13 protein-coding genes are annotated in these 16,650 nt (G+C 61.1%); 9 read left to right on the top strand and 4 right to left on the bottom strand.

Going from position 1 to position 16,650, the window contains the following annotated elements; translation table 11 throughout:
• Positions 1-274: 274 nt before the first annotated feature.
• Positions 275-1,744, bottom strand: coding sequence for a Fe-S cluster assembly protein SufB (gene sufB, locus LQK83_RS03490; protein ID WP_230835879.1), 1,470 nt, complete (start codon positions 1,742-1,744; stop codon positions 275-277).
• Positions 1,745-1,875: 131 nt separating this feature from the next.
• Positions 1,876-3,042: a cysteine desulfurase family protein gene (locus LQK83_RS03485; RefSeq protein ID WP_230835878.1), complete on the bottom strand. Its 1,167-nt coding sequence runs from the start codon at positions 3,040-3,042 to the stop codon at positions 1,876-1,878.
• Between the two features lie 211 nt (positions 3,043-3,253).
• Here LQK83_RS03485 and LQK83_RS03480 point away from each other — a divergent pair, with 211 nt between their 5' ends.
• From LQK83_RS03480 to LQK83_RS03470, 3 genes are all read left to right on the top strand, one after another.
• Positions 3,254-3,931 (top strand): alpha/beta hydrolase, encoded by a 678-nt coding sequence (locus LQK83_RS03480; RefSeq protein ID WP_112629218.1) that lies wholly within the window; start codon positions 3,254-3,256, stop codon positions 3,929-3,931.
• A 300-nt stretch (positions 3,932-4,231) separates the two neighbouring features.
• Positions 4,232-4,438, top strand: coding sequence for a hypothetical protein (locus LQK83_RS03475; protein WP_230835877.1), 207 nt, complete (start codon positions 4,232-4,234; stop codon positions 4,436-4,438).
• A 107-nt stretch (positions 4,439-4,545) separates the two neighbouring features.
• A complete protein-coding gene (locus LQK83_RS03470) occupies positions 4,546-5,397 on the top strand; it encodes a patatin-like phospholipase family protein (protein WP_230835876.1) in 852 nt (283 codons plus the stop codon).
• Positions 5,398-5,445: 48 nt separating this feature from the next.
• Here the strand turns inward: LQK83_RS03470 and LQK83_RS03465 are convergent, their stop codons facing one another.
• Positions 5,446-6,582 carry an anhydro-N-acetylmuramic acid kinase gene (locus LQK83_RS03465; RefSeq protein ID WP_230835875.1) on the bottom strand — a complete coding sequence of 379 codons (1,137 nt, stop codon included), beginning with the start codon at positions 6,580-6,582 and terminating at the stop codon, positions 5,446-5,448.
• A 120-nt stretch (positions 6,583-6,702) separates the two neighbouring features.
• Between LQK83_RS03465 and tyrS the strand changes: the two genes are divergently transcribed.
• The gene (gene tyrS, locus LQK83_RS03460; protein WP_230835874.1) at positions 6,703-7,956 is read left to right on the top strand and encodes a tyrosine--tRNA ligase; all 1,254 of its coding nucleotides are present in this window, start codon (positions 6,703-6,705) and stop codon (positions 7,954-7,956) included.
• 90 nt (positions 7,957-8,046) lie between these two features.
• Here the strand turns inward: tyrS and LQK83_RS03455 are convergent, their stop codons facing one another.
• Entirely contained in the window at positions 8,047-11,460 is a 3,414-nt protein-coding gene (locus tag LQK83_RS03455; RefSeq protein ID WP_230835873.1) for a YhdP family protein, read from the bottom strand.
• A gap of 99 nt (positions 11,461-11,559) precedes the next feature.
• Between LQK83_RS03455 and bcp the strand changes: the two genes are divergently transcribed.
• The 5 genes from bcp (at position 11,560) to LQK83_RS03430 (ending at position 16,649) form a co-directional block, all read left to right on the top strand.
• On the top strand, positions 11,560-12,030 hold the full coding sequence (bcp, locus tag LQK83_RS03450) for a thioredoxin-dependent thiol peroxidase (RefSeq protein WP_230835872.1): 471 nt from the start codon (positions 11,560-11,562) through the stop codon (positions 12,028-12,030).
• A 1-nt stretch (position 12,031) separates the two neighbouring features.
• Positions 12,032-12,868 carry a ferritin-like domain-containing protein gene (locus LQK83_RS03445; protein ID WP_230835871.1) on the top strand — a complete coding sequence of 279 codons (837 nt, stop codon included), beginning with the start codon at positions 12,032-12,034 and terminating at the stop codon, positions 12,866-12,868.
• Positions 12,869-12,985: 117 nt separating this feature from the next.
• Positions 12,986-14,284, top strand: coding sequence for a M23 family metallopeptidase (locus LQK83_RS03440; RefSeq protein WP_230835870.1), 1,299 nt, complete (start codon positions 12,986-12,988; stop codon positions 14,282-14,284).
• Positions 14,285-14,363: 79 nt separating this feature from the next.
• Positions 14,364-14,987, top strand: a complete 624-nt coding sequence (locus LQK83_RS03435) for a LysE family translocator (RefSeq protein ID WP_230835869.1) — start codon at positions 14,364-14,366, stop codon at positions 14,985-14,987.
• Positions 14,988-15,128: 141 nt separating this feature from the next.
• On the top strand, positions 15,129-16,649 hold the full coding sequence (locus LQK83_RS03430; RefSeq protein WP_230835868.1) for a DEAD/DEAH box helicase: 1,521 nt from the start codon (positions 15,129-15,131) through the stop codon (positions 16,647-16,649).
• Position 16,650: the final 1 nt, after the last annotated feature.

The raw sequence follows: 16,650 nt of genomic DNA, 5'->3' as shown, positions 1-16,650 counted from the left end.
TTCGCACTCTTGAGAGAGCCGAAAGGCCAAAAGGCAGTCACCTCTCCAAAAGGCGAGAAAATCAACAACAGAAACGCGCCAACGGGCAGAAGAACCAACTTACCGCCAATGTCGCGAAGCGACTCCTCGCCAGAAAGACTACCGACCAAAGCCAAAGCCAGCCCAACGACAAAACTCAACCCGAGTAACACTCCAACAGCAGCGAGACAAAACCTGAAACACTGCCTGATAAACTTCATCGTGCGTTACCCGTGACCAACCCAGCCCAAGCCAATCACCCCACGCTACCCTCAAGCGAAATCCCGATCAGCTTCTGCGCTTCAACCGCAAATTCCATCGGCAGTTCCTGGATCACGTCCTTCACGAAGCCGTTGACGATCAGCGCGATGGCTGCCTCTTCCGGGATGCCGCGTGCGAGGCAATAAAAGAGCTGGTCTTCAGAGATCTTAGAGGTGGTCGCCTCGTGCTCCAGCTTGGCCGTCGCGTTCTTCGCCTCGATGTAAGGGACGGTATGCGCGCCGCACTTGTCGCCGATGAGGAGCGAGTCGCACTGGGTGAAGTTGCGGGCGTTTTCGGCGCGGCGGTTGATTGCCACCTGGCCGCGATAGGTGTTCTGCGAGAAGCCGGCCGAGATACCCTTGGAGATGATGCGGCTCGACGTGTTCTTGCCGAGATGAATCATCTTGGTGCCTGAATCGACCTGCTGATGGCCGTTCGACACGGCAATCGAATAGAACTCGCCGCGCGAACCGTCGCCGCGCAGAATGCAGGACGGGTATTTCCAGGTGATCGCCGAACCGGTCTCGACCTGGGTCCAGGAGATCTTGGAATTCTTGCCCCGGCAATCGCCGCGCTTGGTGACGAAATTGTAGATGCCACCCTTGCCGTCCTTGTCGCCCGGATACCAGTTCTGGACGGTGGAATACTTGATCTCGGCATCGTCCAGCGCGACCAGCTCGACAACAGCCGCATGCAGCTGGTTCTCGTCGCGCTGCGGCGCGGTGCAGCCTTCGAGATAGGAGACGTAAGCGCCTTCTTCGGCGATGATCAGCGTGCGCTCGAACTGGCCCGTATTCTTCTCGTTGATACGGAAATAGGTCGACAGTTCCATCGGGCAACGCACGCCCTTCGGGACATAGACGAAGGAACCGTCCGTGAAGACGGCGCAATTCAGCGTCGCATAGTAGTTATCCGTGACCGGCACGACGGAAGCCAGATATTTCTTCACCAGCTCCGGATGTTCGCGGATCGCTTCCGAGATCGACATGAAGATGACGCCGGCCTTGGCCAGCTCTTCCTTGAAGGTCGTCACGACGGAGACCGAGTCAAAAACGGCATCGACGGCGATCTTCGACGGCTTCACGCCGGCCAGGATTTCCTGTTCTTTCAGCGGAATGCCGAGCTTTTCATAGGTCTTGAGCAGTTCCGGATCGACCTCGTCCAGCGACTTCGGGCCGGACGCCGACTTTGGCGCGGAATAGTAATAGATGTCGTTGAAGTCGATCTTCGGATAGTTGACGCGCGCCCAGGTCGGCTCTTCCATCGTCAGCCAGCGGCGATAGGCGTCGAGACGCCATTCCAGCATCCATTCCGGCTCCTGCTTCTTGGCAGAGATGAAACGGACGATATCTTCCGAAAGACCTTTCGGGGCCTTGTCGGATTCGATCATCGTCTCGAAGCCGTATTTATATTGATCAACGTCGATCTTGCGAACCTGATCAATGGTTTCCTGAACGGCGACCATGGTGTGCTCCAATCTTGCCGGCTCAAGAACCGGCAGCTTGTCATCTTCATCTGTTGGCCGGAGCTTTTGCAGCGATTGCAGCGGCTCCGCAAGGAAAATTGCTTTTCCTCAAGTCTTATCTTGTCACGTATTCAAGCGGCAGCGCCCTGCCGATTGAGCCGCGCCAGAAGCCGTTCAAAGGCGGCAATGGCGTGGTCGATATCGTCTTCCGTGGTTTCCGGCCCAATCGAGGCGCGCAGTGCGCCAAGCTTCGGGTCGAAGCCCATCGCGGCCAGCACATGGCTTTCGCCCACCTTGCCGGACGAACAGGCGGAGCCTGCAGAGAGTGCAACCCCTTCAAGATCAAACGCAATCTGCCCCGTCTCGGATTTCAGCCCTGGCACGGAAAAGAACGATGTATTGGGTATCCTCAGGCTATCCGCGCCATGGATGATGATCTCCGGGCAGACGCGGCGCATCGCGCTTTCCAGCCGGTCCCTCTTAAGCTGGAGGCTCTCAGCCCGTGCTTCAAGGTTTTGGCGTTGATATTCCGCCGCCGCGCCAAAGCCGGCAATCGCAGCGATATTCTCCGTCCCTGCCCGATGCCCCTTCTCATGGCCGCCGCCACGCAAAAGAGGTGCCGGCATCATGGCTTCACCACGCGAAACCAGCGCGCCTGCTCCCTTCGGCCCGCCGATCTTGTGGGCCGAGAGGATCAGGAAATCCGCACCGATGGCATCGATGGAAACCGGCACGCGACCCGCAGCCTGCACGGCGTCGCAAACAAAAATGCCACCGGCCTTGCGCACCAGCGCCGCAACCTCTGCAACGGGCTGAACAATGCCCGTCTCGTTATTCGCCAGCATAACGGCCACCAGCGGCAACCCTGCCGCCATGTCGTGCCCCGAAAGCAGAGTATCCACAGCCTCGAGATCGATGACACCTGCAGCCGTCACCGGTATTTCAACGGCATATTCTTTCGCAAACCGCCCACCCTCGCGAAGCGCAGGATGTTCGATAGACGAAACATACGATTTTGAAACCTTAAGGCGTGAGCGCCCCATACGGAAATCCGGCGTCAGCACCAGATTGGCAGCTTCCGTCGCGCCCGAGGTGAAGACGACATTCGCCGGCTTTGCGCCAACCAGCGCCGCCACCTTGTCGCGCGCCCGGTCGATCACGGCCCGAGCAGCCCGGCCCTCGACATGAACGGACGAGGCGTTACCCGGCAGCGCCAGCGCGGACAGCATCGCGTCACGCGCTTCATCAAGAAGCGGCGCAGTCGCGTTCCAGTCCAGATATGTTCGCTTTCCAGCCATGACTTGCCGTCTATTTCGCCAGCCTTTTGGGATGACGCATTTTTCTTGAAATTTCAGCATTGCATGCCGTAAGAGACATGCCCATCAGGAAAGCGGGCCTAAGTCCGACTTTTTCGAATGGTTCTAAACTAGGTTTAGAAAAGCTGACTTGTTTCGTCAAGTACTAACACGTCCTTTTCGCGGTTAGAACCGGCAACAGACCGGAGAAATTATGCCCGAAATCATTTTCAATGGCCCGGCCGGCCGTCTTGAGGGTCGCTACCAGCCGTCCAAGGAAAAGAACGCCCCGATCGCCATCATCCTGCATCCGCATCCGCAGTTCGGCGGCACGATGAACAACCAGATCGTCTACCAGCTCTTCTACATGTTCCAGAAGCGCGGTTTCACGACGCTCCGCTTCAACTTCCGCGGCATCGGGCGCAGCCAGGGCGAATTCGACCATGGCGCGGGCGAACTGTCCGACGCAGCCTCGGCGCTCGACTGGGTGCAGTCCATGCACACCGATTCGAAGAACTGCTGGGTTGCAGGTTACTCTTTCGGCGCCTGGATCGGCATGCAGCTCCTGATGCGCCGCCCGGAAATCGAAGGCTTCATCTCGGTCGCGCCGCAGCCGAACATCTATGACTTCTCCTTCCTCGCCCCCTGCCCGTCTTCCGGCCTGATCGTCTCCGGCGATGCCGACCGCGTGGCACCTGAAAAGGACGTCAACGGTCTCGTCGAGAAGCTGAAGGCCCAGAAGGGCATTCTCATCACCCACAAGACCATCCCCGGCGCCAACCACTTCTTCTCCAACCAGATGGAACCGCTGATGGCCGAATGCGAGGACTACCTCGACCGACGGCTGGCCGGCGATCTGGTCCCGGAACCGGCGGCGAAGCGGATCCGGTAAGGACGCAGTTTGGGGGACATGCTAACGCTCGCCCCTCACGAACCGTCATCCTCGCCCCTGTGGCGAGGATCTACTGACGAAAACGAGATTTCAACGATCTGGCAGAGCCACCGTGGCTTAAGCAAACTCCCGTTTCAAGCCATTCACGATGGGGCGAGACAGACCATAGCAGATCCTCGGGACAAGCCCGAGGATGACGGAGTGAAAAGCAGCACGCGTCTTCACTTGTCGTTTGCGAGAGAAAACTTTTAAGCGCATCATGCGCCCCATGTGAGTTCTGGTTTCAAACGGATCGGAAGCATGGGCACCATCGTAATCGAAATCACTGCAGAGATAGAAGAGAAGGTTCACGCTGCCGCGGCAATCAACGGGATCACGGCGAGTGAACTGCTTGGAAAAGCAGCGGCTCACATAGCAAAAGACTACGACGCTTATCTGCAGTTTCGCGACATGCAGGAGCGGGGTAAAGGCCGCGTAGAAGAAGGCTTAGCCCTTCTTCGCAAATAGAACGATCGGCCTTAAAAACCCAGCCGCTCTCCCGCATTGACAAACCCACCCCGCCTTGCTCTGATCCCGCTTCCCTTTACGTCTCCGTCAATCAGCAGCACTCAACGATGTCCCAATCCATCCGTTTCGATGCCATCGGCTTTGCCGGGGGCGGCAATCGTTGTTACTGGCAGTCCGGCTTTTGGGAGGCTTTCAACGGCCTTCATCCGCAGCGTCCGGATTACTATGTCACCGTCTCGGCCGGCGCCTATCACTGCGCGATGAATCTCGCTGGCAAGGCGCGGCAGGTGCGCGAGGCGGCGATTGCCTTCGCGGAGAAGGGCCTGCCGGATGTCGTCTGGAAGAACCTCGTCTTCGGCCGCTCGCCCTTCGTTGTTGGCGGCCTGTTCGATGAATTCCTCGCAACCATGTTCGACGACGGCGATCTGGAGACACTGAAGGCCCAGCCGCCCATCCTCATGCAGGTCTCACGCCCGCCGCCGCTCATGCCCTCGGCGATTGCGGCTCTCGGTTCCATTGCCGCCTATCAGCTTGAGAAACGCGTCACCGGCGGAGCCTATTCCAAGGCGGGGCGCTATCTCGGCCTGTCCCCCGCCTGGATTTCGACGCATGAGATGCAGACCGCCCGCGACCTGATCGACGGCCTGCTTGCCACCGCATCCGTGCCGCCCTTCATGCGCGTCGGCCGCATCCATGGCCGTCCCTGCCTCGATGGCGGGCTGGTCGACAATCCGCCGCTTCTGATGCTGGAAGGAACCGAGGAGCAAGGTGGCCGCACACTTCTGCTGACCACCCGGCACGGCCGCGTGCCGCCTTCCACGCCAAACCGCACGGTTGTCAGTCCCTCGGAACCCGTGACCGTGAACAACTTCACCATCCGCGATCCGAATGGATTGCGCCGCGCCTATGAGATCGGCCTGAAAGATGGCGAGGCTTTCGCAAAGACGTTCGGACGGTGAGGCAACCGCTCAGCTTCGATCGGCCAACCAAAGGCAATATGAGCTAACTTACGACTGAACTTTGGTCTCTGGCAGCACCAGCACTCCACCAGACACCGGCGCCCGCACTCCAGTGGTCCCCGGATAGGTCAGCGGCAAGTCCTTGAGAGAGCGCACGGCGAGATAGGCCCAGGCCTCCGCCTCCATGCCCGCGCCGTTGAAGCCCAGATCCTCGGCGATCACCACCCTTGCGCCCTCCTCGCCCGCCATCCGGTCGAGGTCGCCGACAATGGCGCGGTTAAGCCGCCCTCCACCACAGACAATATAGGTGCGCGGCCTCACCGGCAGGTGACGCGCCGATTTCAGGATCGCGGCGGCGCTGACATGGGCGAGCGTCCGCGCGCCATCATGCAGACCGACCTCATGGCTCTCCGGCGGCAGAAAGTCGTTGCGGTCCAGAGAGCGGCGTTTCTCGTCGGTGAAGAAGGAATGCGACAGATAGCGCTCGGCCAGAACCGTGTTCACCACGCCCTCCGAGGCAATCGCCCCGCCGGCATCATAGGGAATGCCGGCCTCCGCCTCGACCCATTGGTCGATCAGCGTATTGCCCGGCCCGCTGTCAAAGGCGACGATCTCGCCATCCGCGCCGATATGGGTGAGGTTCGAAATCCCGCCGATATTGACGAAGACGACCGGGAACTGGTCCCAGTAGAGCCCGCGCGCCAGCGCCGCATGATAGGCCGGCACCAGCGGCGCGCCCTGCCCGCCATGCGTCATGTCATTGGCGCGCATGTCGAAAACGACCGGAATGCCAATTTGTTTAGCCAGCGAAAGACCGTCCCCGATCTGCACCGTATAGCCCTGATCCGGCCGGTGGATGACCGTCTGGCCGTGAAAGCCAACGACCCCGATATCCTCGGCCTTCAGCCAGTTCGCCGCCAGAAAGCGCCTCACCGCATCCGCATGCAGATCGGTGATCTCGCGCTCGATGTCACCGAGGCTCCCCGGCCTCTCGCGGCGCTCCATGATCGCCTTGGCATCCTCCAGCGAGGCCGCCAGCCGCCGGCGAAAGTCGGGCGCATAGGGAAATTCCATTGCCGGGCCGCGCTTGACATAATCTTCGCCATCCGTCTCGATCAGCGCCACATCGACCCCGTCCATCGAGGTTCCGCTCATCAGGCCAATCGCGGTCATGGTCTCAAGCATTCCATAAACTCCCACCTCAAAGATCGCTTTCGATGCGGAATCGGGTGCAATCGCTTGAAAACAGTGCTAAAGGCACGCCCATTACACGTCTACAGTCAAGAGTGCAGAGAGATTACGTCCATGTCCGGCTTCAAGTCCGATTTCCTTCGCACGCTCTCCGAGCGCGGCTTCATTCATCAGGTCTCCGACGAGAGCGGCCTTGATGACCTGCTCGCCAAGGAAACCGTGACGGCCTATATCGGCTACGATCCGACCGCGCCCTCGCTGCATGCGGGCTCGCTCATTCAGATCATGATGCTGCACTGGCTCCAGAAAACCGGCCACCGGCCGATCTCGCTGATGGGCGGCGGCACCGGCATGGTCGGCGACCCGTCCTTCAAGGAAGAAGCCCGCCAGCTGATGACGGTCGATATGATCGAGAGCAACATCGCCTCGATCAAGCAGGTCTTCTCGAACTACCTCAATTATGGCGATGGCCCGAAGGACGCGTTGATGATCAACAACGCCGAATGGCTGCGTTCGCTCAACTATCTCGAATTCCTGCGCGATGTCGGCAAACATTTCTCGGTCAACCGCATGCTGTCCTTCGACAGCGTGAAGACACGGCTTGATCGCGAGCAGTCGCTGTCCTTCCTCGAATTCAACTACATGATCCTGCAGGCCTACGACTTCGTGGAACTGTCGCAGCGTTATGGCTGCCGCCTGCAGATGGGCGGTTCCGACCAGTGGGGCAACATCGTCAACGGCATCGACCTCGGTCACCGCATGGGGACGCCGCAGCTCTACGCCCTGACCTCGCCGCTCCTGACGACAGCGTCCGGCGCGAAGATGGGCAAGTCCGCCACCGGCGCCGTCTGGCTGAACCCGGCCATGCTCTCGGCCTATGACTTCTGGCAGTACTGGCGCAACACCGAAGACGCCGACGTGCCGCGCTTCCTCAAGCTCTACACGACGCTGCCGATGGACGAGATCGCCCGCCTGTCGAAGCTGGCCGGCTCCGAAATCAACGAGGTCAAGAAAATCCTCGCCACCGAAGTGACCGCCATGTTGCACGGGCGCGCCGCTGCGGAAGAGGCAGCCGAGACCGCACGCAAGACCTTCGAGGAAGGCGCATTGGCCGAAAACCTGCCCTCCGTCGATGTCGCGAAAGCCGAACTCGACGCCGGCATCGGCCTCCTGGCACTGCTCGTCAAAGCAGGCTTTGCCGCGTCCAACGGCGAAGCCCGCCGCCACGTCCAGGGCGGCGCGATCCGCATCAACGACAAGGCAGTTACCGACGAGCGCCTGTTGATCGGGTCTGGCGATGTCACCGCCGACGGCGTGATCAAGGTCTCGATGGGCAAGAAGAAGCACGTTCTGGTCCGCCCGGCGTAAGACCCTCGCCGGGTAACCCCTCCTCTCCAACGTCAGTCTCGCCCCTGTGGCGAGGCTGACGGCAGAGGACACGGCAGCCTCTCGCAAAACTCACTGAAACTGGAAAATGCTCCGGAACACGCCCGGCGCGATCAGCGACAGCGGGTTGATCTGCAAGGCCGGCTGCTCGACGGACCCCGCAAGGCGGAAGGTAATGCCGATCAGCCCGCGATCCTTGCCGTTGCCGAGGAAGAGACCGATGATCGGCAGTTCCGCGAAAAGACGGTTCAGCCCATAGGCTGGCATGAAGGTGCCGGTCATATTCATCTGGCCATTGCCGTCGCGAAGCACGCCCTGGAAAGTCGCGCCCACCTGCTCGCCGCGCACGACACCATTTTCGATACGGATCGTTTCACCATCGATCAGGATGCGGCCATAGCCGCGCGAGAATTTCTGGCTGCTGACGTCGATATTCTTCTTCACCGCATCATTCAGGCTCTTGCCGTCCTTGCCGGAGCGGGTCGAGACGATTTCCTGAAGGCGCTGTTCGTTCACCAGCTGGAAATCGCGCACATCGACGACGCCGCGCCAGACGCCATCGGCCAGATAGCGAATGCCGACATTCAGGAGCCCGCCGCGCATATTGTTGTATAGCCCGGTAAAGCGGGCCAACGCACCGGCATCGGTCGCCGTCAGGTCGATCGACCGCGCAATGCCGGTATCCTGTGAGAGCTTCGCCACGACGGCCTGATCGCTGCCCGTCACCGCCGTCAGCTTGACCGCCACCGGCTTGCCCTTCTTGACGGAATAGGCGGCCTCCACGTTCTTGAGGGTCTCGTTGTTGAAACCCGTGATCAGGGCGATCTTGGCGTTCACGGAGAAATCGAAATCGCCGCCCACCGAACTGCCGGGAGACTTCATTCGTGTCAGCAGGCCGCGTGCATCCACCGATTTGCCCGATGCGGTAATGACATAGCGACCGGCGCTGCGCACGATTTTGACCGCTACATCATCGCTTGGCGCAAGCTTGACCTTGGAAAATTCCGCCACGGCCAGCCCCTGGCCATCGGTCTGCAGACTGCCCTTCACCCCAAATCCTTCGCCGGCGAAATCGAAATCGCTGATCTGGAAATGATCTCCCTCCTGGCGGCTGACGAACTCGACGGAGGCCGGGACACCGGCTCCCTTCTCCCAGCCGGCCCAGGGGATGAGAACCTTGGCCTTGTCGAGTCGCGCAGAGACGGCCTGCGACCCGTCATCACGCAACTCGGTGCGCAGATTGAGCGATCCGGAGACAATATCCGCAACGCCCGGCACCAGTTTTTCAAGCTGCTTGGCGTCGAGATCGGCAGTGACCACACGCTGCCGCTTCAGCCGGCTCGCCTTGCTCAACGGCTCGACAAGGCTGAACTGAAGCGGAACGCCATCCACCTTCGCATCCGCCTTCAACCTCGCCGATAGGGGGTTGATTGTCATTTCGCCGTCGATATTGGTGACCTTGTGGTTGCCCAGCGGCCTGTTGACGGAGACGTCGGAAAGCTTCAGCAGCGCCGTCCATTCCGGGGGGCGCGCACCCGCCTCCTCCTTGAGCGCAAAGCGGGCCTTGAGCGAAACGCTCACATGCCCGGAGAAATCTTCCGGCTTGAAGCCCGTATCCTTCATTGAGGAAATCGGCCGGTAGGTCGTCAGCTCCAGGAGTGCAGAGGCATCGCCTGTCAATTTGAATTGCGCCTGGGCGACCACCGGCTCGCGGCTGACGGCATCAATGACGAAACTGCCATCGGTCGCGTCGATCGTGCGGCCCGAGGGAAAATAGGCCGTTCCCTTCTTGATAGTCGTCTGGATGTGATCGCCGATCATCTCGAAATGCGCCACCGTGTCGCGCATCGGCGGAATGTCGCCGGCAATGCTCACGCGCGCATTGTCGATATCGAAGCGGATCTTCAGCTCACTTTCATCCAGCGTGACATGGTCTTCCGGATGAAACGGCAGCCGCCCGGCCGGCAGGAAAACGGCCAGCGACCCGTTGGTGATCGTCCCCCCGAAAAGATTGGCATAAACCCAGTTGCGCCCGTCAGGCGCCATCCAGAACGGCCAGAGCGCGCGGATCGTGTTCGCCGCAACACTTTGGGTGAACAGACCCAGACTGATCTCCGGCGAATCGCCCGGCATGCCGGGCGCCGGCGGCGCCTTGAATTTGACGGTGACCGAACCGCCGATAAATCCCGATTGCGACGAGATCACCATGTCGGGAGCGACAAGCTCCATCTTATCCGGATAAAAAATGCCGAAGGCCTTGCCGACGAAATCGACGGGCTGATCACCGAGATTGGCGGGTGCGGCATGACCGCGGTCGATCAGCAGGTCGATGCCGATTCCGGTCTTCTCGGGCCGGTCCAGCCGGTCCATGTCGATAAACCCGCCCGTGAAAGGAAGCCGCGTCTCGCCGAACTCGAAGACCGAAGGCTCAACCTCGATCTTGTCCGCCTTGAAATCGTAATGCGCAACAAGCTCGGCTTTCGTCACCGGCGAGGCCTTGGCTTCGCCATAGAAGGCGGCGTCGGAAAGCTGCGCTCGCAGTTTCAACGCTCCGGGCTTGTCGGCAGTCGCGCGCTCGGCGTCCACATGGAGCCCCAGATCGCCCTCGAGCCCGATCACCGGCTCGCCGCTACGGCTGCGATCCATGAGGAAGGGGCTGAGATTGAAGCGGGAAAGATCAGCCGTCAGCCCCGAGATCGCGGTGTCGCTGCGTTGTGTGACGGCGCTGAAATCACCCTCCGCGCCATCGACGGAATAATCGCCGGATATGGAGATGTTGCCGTCCGTGCGCCGCTCCAGCAAAATCTGCCGGATCGCCACCTTGGCATGGCGCATCTGCTTGGCCGGGAGTTCGAAATTGATGCCGGTCAGCTTGAGCTGTCGGATATCGGTCTTGGCGCTGGCGTTGTCGAAGGCATCGAGTGCGGCAAAGGCTTCCTTCAGCGCGTTCGGAATGCTGTCGACGCGAAATGCCGCGCTGGCAGCCGACGAATGCTGTGGCAGCGCCTCGAGATTGATCCCGGTTCCATCGACGGAAACTGAAGACACGCTGAGCCTTCCGGTCAGAAGCGACGCCGTCTCTAGGGCAATCTTGACATGTCCCGTCCTGAAGGCCGCGCCCTCACCTTCGGCCGGGCGAATGGCGACATCCTTGGCGTCGATCACCAGCTGGCCGGAGGCGTTGAAGCGAAGGGTGGCGGAGCCGACCTCGGCTGCGAAATTTTCCGCACCGGCCGCCTGCGTCAGGATACTGACCGCTTCCCGCTTCAAGAGGTCGTCAAAGACACCGCGTTCGATGGCGAAATAGAGGCCGCCGACGATCAGCGCGACGAGAAGAACGAGTTCCATGACAGCGACGAAAACACGCCGCACGGCGCCTCTGCGACGGCGCACAATGGTCCGCACCGGTTCGACACATGCCGGAACCGGTTCAATCGGCGCAACATCGCCCTGATCTCCGACGTTTCCGCCGTTGACGTCAGTCATCCGATCAGGGTCTCCTCCCGTAAGAGTTCGAGGGCGATTCACACGGAAACCATATAGCCCGAACCGTTAAAACTGTCTCCCAAAGGGAAAGGAAATCCAATGTCCGAACTGCAGCCCGGCGAACTTGCACCCGACTTTGAAATACCGGCGGACGGTGGAGTGACGTTGTCGTTAAAAGACTATTCTGGCAAGAAAGTGGTGCTGTATTTCTATCCAAAGGCTGATACACCCGCCTGCACGACGGAAGCCGTCGACTTCAGCGCGCTGAAGGCGGATTTCGAGAAGGCCGGCGCCGTCGTCATCGGCGTCTCCCCGGATCCGGTCAAGAAGCACGGAAAGTTTGCAGCCAAGCACAATCTGACCGTGGCGCTCGGTTCGGACGAATCGACCGAGATGCTGCAGCGCTACGGCGTCTGGCAGGAAAAGAGCATGTACGGGAAGAAATACATGGGCGTCGCCCGCACGACCTATCTCATCGGCCCTGACGGCAAGATCCTGCAGACCTGGGCAGGCGTGAAGGTCAAGGGCCACGCCGAAGAGGTGCTTGCAGCGGTGAAGGCAGCCTCCTGACGTGACAGAGAAGCCGGCCATCCCGCATTTCAAGTCACTCCGCGACGGGGCCGTTCAGGCAATCCGCGCGGCAGATCTCGACCTGAAGACGGCACTCGCCTCGACGGTCGCCGAAACATGGTATGGCCGCACACTCTCGCTCCGCCACCCCGGCGATGCGGCCGTGCCGGATCGCCCCGGCCGGCCCGACCGCCCTCTGCTCGTGCCGCCGACGCAAGTGAAGCGGCGCAGCCTCGGCTCGGTAAAAGGTCGGGTCGCGATGCTCCATGCGCTCGCCCATATCGAGCTCAACGCAGTCGATCTGGCCCTCGACATCATCGCCCGATTCGCCTCCGAACCGGTTCCGCGCTCCTTCTTCGACGGCTGGATGCAGGTTGCGTTCGAGGAAGCCAAGCATTTCAATCTCGTGCGCGGACGCCTCAAGGCACTCGGCGCCGATTACGGCGACCTCCCCGCCCATGACGGCCTGTGGCAGGCGGCGCATGACACCCGCAACGACCTGACGGCGCGGCTTGCCGTGGTCCCGCTGATTCTCGAGGCGCGCGGCCTCGATGTCACGCCCTCGCTGCAGGAGAAGATGCGCGAAACCGGCGACAGGGAAAGCGCAGAAGTCCTTGATATCATTTACAATGACGAGAAGGGGCATGTGGCGATCGGCGCCAAGTGGTTCCGTTTTCTCTGCGCCCGCGAGAAGAAGGACCCGGCTGCCACCTTCCAGTCGCTGGTGCGACTGAACTTCCGGGGACCGCTGAAGGCACCCTTCAACGACGTGGCCCGCGCGGAGGCCGGCCTCACCCCCTCCTTCTACCGCGCCCTGACCTCCACAAGCTTTGCATGACAAGGCTTTGCGCGGCCTTCCCAAGGCTCTCGTTAACGCGTCAGAACGATTTGTTAACCTTAACGGTGTGTAATTCCCCCATGAAAACGTGTGGTTTTTTGGTTTGGGGGTAGCCTCGTGGGCAGTGAAGCCGGAAAAAGCGTCTTTGCCAAACGTCGCAAAGCACCAGTCCTGATCCTGGCATCGGGCGACAAGGTCAGACATCTGACGGTCAAGCCGTGGATGACGGCTTTGGGTATTGCAGTGGCCGCGACATTGACGGTGGGATATTTCGGCGCGACGACCTATCTGGTCCTGCGCGACGATCTGCTGGGCGCCTCCATCGCCCGCCAGGCCCGTATCCAGCATGAATATGAGGACCGCATCTCGGCCCTTCGCGCCCAGGTCGACCGCGTCACGTCGCGCCAGCTTCTCGATCAGCAGGTGGTCGAGAAGAAGGTCGAAAAGCTGATGGAGCGCCAATCGGCGCTCACCGACCGACATGGCAAGATCAACGAGCTGATTGAACGCGCCGAAAGTGTCGGCGCCGCCCAGCCGGAAATCCCGGTTCCGGCGACCAAGCCGACGAATGACGACCGCCGCGCCAGCGCCGATTCGCCCTTCGACGCCATTCTCGGCCCGGATGCGAAGTCGGAGACGAAGACGGCCGGCATCGACCCGATCACGACGCGCGCGCTCGGCTTTGCCCCGACAGCGGCCGAATCGCCCGCCAACCGCGCTGATCGCATCTTCAGCAATGTTTCGCTGTCGTTGAAATCCATCGAGCAGCAGCAGATGGCCAAGATCGACAATCTGCGTCTCGGCGCCTCCGAAAAGGCCGATGCGATTGCGACGATCCTGCGCCGCACCGGCATCCAGCCGAAGGACGGCGACAGCACGGAAGACACCGGCGGCCCCTATATCCCTGTCAGCAACCCGACCGGCGACAAGTTCGATCTCAAGCTGACCCAGCTCGACCTCGCGCTCCAGCGCCTGCAGGAAATCCGCAGCCAGGCGATGCGCTATCCCTTCGGCAACCCCATCCCCGGCGCCATGGAAACCAGCGGTTTCGGCTATCGCAAGGATCCCTTTCTGGGAACGCTCGCCCTGCACCCCGGCATAGACTTCCGCGGCAGCATCGGCGATCCGGCCCGCTCGACGGGTGCGGGCGTCGTGATCTCCGCCGGCCCGGCCTCCGGTTACGGCAACCTGGTCGAGATCGATCACGGCAACGGCATCACGACCCGCTACGGCCACCTCTCCGAAATCCTCGTTCGCGTCGGCCAGCATGTCGACACCGGCGACATGATTGGCCGCGTCGGCAATACCGGTCGCTCCACCGGCCCTCATCTGCATTACGAAGTCCGCCGCAACGGCGTCGCGATCGATCCTTCCGGCTTCCTCAATGCCGGCCTGAAGATTACATCGCTGCTTTGAAACGTGATCGCAGCCGCCTTTGACAGGCGGCATCTTTGCGTCCAGTCTGCAAGCCCGGTTCCAACCGGAGACAGCTGCCGTGACGCTCTCGACCCTTCTTGCCTTCGCGCTGACCTTCATCGTCTTTGCCGCCAGCCCCGGCCCGGACAACTTCACCATCTTCACCCGCACCCTATCGGACGGTCTCAGGGCGGGTGCGGCCTACGGGCTCGGCACGGTCACCGGCATTCTCGTATTCCTGACACTCGGGCTTGCCGGTCTCAGCTACGCGGCAGAGGCGCTTGCGCCCTACATGGTCTTCATCCGCACGGCGGGCGCGGCCTATCTGATCTGGATGGGGGCCGCACTCTGGTTCTCGGCCCCGCCCGCCGGCGCGCCCTCGGCGGAAAGGGTCAGCCCGTCGCGTGGTTCGCTTTTCAAGACCTATGCGACCGGCGTCGCGCTCAATATCGGCAATCCGAAAATGCCGCTTTTCTATCTCGCAATCCTGCCGAACGTGGCGACATCCGGCATCACCTTCACAAGCTATGTCGAGCTCGTCGCGATCATCCTGGCCGTGGAGGTTCTGGTCGTCGGCTTTTACGCCGGCCTCGCGCTGAAGGCCCGTGCGCTGACTGCCAGCACCACGGTTCTACGCCGCATGAATAAAGCCGCCGGCGCGATTATGGCGGCAACGGGTGTGGCAATCTTGTCAAACAGATGAAATTTCATCGCGATTAACCGTGGAAGCCCCGGAAAACTTGACTTTCCGGGGCAAGAGGACTAATCCGCACTCGCAACATCGAATGCATACGCAGCCGATTAACCTGTCGTTCTTGCGAACGCGAATGGATTATACCCCTCATTGACCACCTTTTCTGATCTCGGCCTGAGCCCTAAAGTCATTTCCGCAGTTACCGACGCCGGTTACACAATCCCGACGCCCATTCAGGCCGGGGCGATCCCCAAGGCACTGGAACGGCGCGATATTCTGGGCATTGCGCAGACCGGCACCGGCAAGACGGCAAGCTTCGTGCTGCCCATGTTGACGCTGCTCGAAAAGGGCCGCGCCCGAGCGCGCATGCCGCGCACACTGATCCTCGAGCCGACGCGCGAACTCGCAGCACAGGTCGCCGAGAACTTCGAAAAGTACGGCAAGAATCACAAGCTGAACGTCGCGCTTCTCATCGGCGGCGTGTCCTTCGACGATCAGGAAAAGAAGCTGGAACGCGGCGCCGACGTGCTGATCGCAACCCCCGGCCGCCTGCTCGACCATTTCGAGCGCGGCAAGCTGCTGATGAGCGCGGTTGAAATCCTCGTCATCGACGAAGCCGACCGCATGCTCGACATGGGCTTCATCCCTGATATCGAGCGTATCGCCAAACTCATCCCCTTCACGCGCCAGACGCTGTTCTTCTCGGCCACCATGCCGAAGGAAATCCAGGTTCTCGCCGACCAGTTCCTGCAGAACCCGGAGCGCATCGAAGTCTCGACCCGGTCTTCGACCGCACTGACCGTGACGCAGCGTCTCGTTGCCGTACAGTCAAAGGATTACGAGAAGCGCGCAGCGCTTCGCGATCTCATCAAAGCCCAGGAAGAACTCAAGAACGCCATCATCTTCTGCAATCGCAAGAAGGACGTGGCCGACCTCTATCGTTCTCTCGAGCGCCACGGCTTCTCCGTCGGCGCACTGCATGGTGACATGGACCAGCGCTCGCGCATGGCCATGCTGCAAGGTTTCAAGGATAACCAGATCACGCTTCTGGTTGCCTCCGACGTCGCGGCCCGAGGCCTCGACATTCCTGACGTGAGCCACGTCTTCAACTTCGACGTGCCCGTTCATGCGGAAGACTATGTCCACCGCATCGGCCGCACCGGTCGTGCCGGCCGTTCGGGCGCCGCCTTCACCCTCGTTGCCAACCGCGACCGCAAGGCGCTCGATGCGATCGAAAAGCTGATCGACAAGAAGATTGAGTGGCTGAACGGCGATCTCTCGGCGCTGCCGCCGAGCGTGGCCGGCGAAGAGGATGAACGTCGCGGCGGTCGCGATCGCAATGATCGCAGCCGTGGCGGCAAGGGCCGCAGGGACCGTTCCGAAAATCGGAACGAAACCCGCGCGGAGACACGGAAACCGGAACGCGACATCGAAGTCGTGGCCGAGAAGCGCCAGGAAACAATCGAGGAAACACCTGTGGCAAGACCCGCACGCAATGAAGCCGAAAAGAGCCATCGTCAGCCGCGCGACTATCGCGTCAACCCGGCCAATGACGATCATCGCGAGCGGCGTCAGCGCAACCACCGCCGCAACGACGATGACGGCCCGACACCGGTCGGCTTCGGCGACGACATCCCTGCTTTCATGCTGATCGTCGCCAACAGCAAGTAAT

Source organism: Rhizobium sp. C1, from assembly GCF_021026335.1.
GTDB lineage: Bacteria > Pseudomonadota > Alphaproteobacteria > Rhizobiales > Rhizobiaceae > Ensifer_A.
This window is presented reverse-complemented; position numbering and strand designations above follow the sequence as displayed.

Bases quoted from the DNA above. Each gene is read 5' to 3' on its own strand.
- sufB (WP_230835879.1), bottom strand. From the start codon at position 1,744: ATGGTCGCCGTTCAGGAAACCATTGATCAGGTTCGCAAGATCGACGTT.
- LQK83_RS03485 (WP_230835878.1), bottom strand. From the start codon at position 3,042: ATGGCTGGAAAGCGAACATATCTGGACTGGAACGCGACTGCGCCGCTT.
- LQK83_RS03480 (WP_112629218.1), top strand. From the start codon at position 3,254: ATGCCCGAAATCATTTTCAATGGCCCGGCCGGCCGTCTTGAGGGTCGC.
- LQK83_RS03475 (WP_230835877.1), top strand. From the start codon at position 4,232: ATGGGCACCATCGTAATCGAAATCACTGCAGAGATAGAAGAGAAGGTT.
- LQK83_RS03470 (WP_230835876.1), top strand. From the start codon at position 4,546: ATGTCCCAATCCATCCGTTTCGATGCCATCGGCTTTGCCGGGGGCGGC.
- LQK83_RS03465 (WP_230835875.1), bottom strand. From the start codon at position 6,582: ATGCTTGAGACCATGACCGCGATTGGCCTGATGAGCGGAACCTCGATG.
- tyrS (WP_230835874.1), top strand. From the start codon at position 6,703: ATGTCCGGCTTCAAGTCCGATTTCCTTCGCACGCTCTCCGAGCGCGGC.
- LQK83_RS03455 (WP_230835873.1), bottom strand. From the start codon at position 11,460: ATGACTGACGTCAACGGCGGAAACGTCGGAGATCAGGGCGATGTTGCG.
- bcp (WP_230835872.1), top strand. From the start codon at position 11,560: ATGTCCGAACTGCAGCCCGGCGAACTTGCACCCGACTTTGAAATACCG.